We start from the raw sequence: 615 nt of genomic DNA on the forward strand, positions 1-615 counted from the left end.
CGTATGGCGTTAGTTAACCTAGAAGCAGAAGCTGCACCTGCAGGTATGATGCCTGTGGTTCTTGGTTCTGGTTGGCCGGGCGTACTGCTGCATGAAGCGGTAGGTCACGGTTTAGAAGGGGACTTCAACCGCAAAGAGTCGTCGGTATTCTCTGGCAAAATGGGTCAGCAGGTGACGTCATCGCTATGTACGATTGTGGATGATGGTACGCTGAAAGATCTACGTGGTTCACTCAATGTGGACGACGAAGGTGTGAATGGTCAGCACAACACGCTGATCGAAAATGGCGTATTGAAAGGCTACATGCAAGACAAGCTGAACGCGCGCCTAATGGGGGTAAACCCAACGGGTAACGGTCGCCGCGAATCTTACGCGCACTTACCGATGCCACGCATGACCAATACCTACATGCTGCCAGGTGAACACACACCAGAAGAAATCATCTCGACCGTGAAGAAAGGCATCTACGCGCCTAACTTCGGTGGTGGTCAGGTGGATATCACCTCAGGTAAGTTCGTGTTCTCTGCATCAGAAGCGTATTTGATTGAGGATGGTAAAGTGACTCGTCCCGTCAAAGGGGCAACTCTAATCGGTTCAGGCATTGAAGCGATGCAG

At 51.4% G+C, this 615-nt stretch carries 1 protein-coding gene; it reads left to right on the forward strand.

The window, feature by feature from the left end; translation table 11 throughout:
- Window positions 1-615: metallopeptidase TldD-related protein (locus R8N47_RS26425; RefSeq protein ID WP_318186258.1), on the forward strand; the 615-nt coding region annotated here is incomplete at both ends.

The sequence above is a fragment of the Vibrio sp. 2132-1 genome (assembly GCF_033344315.1).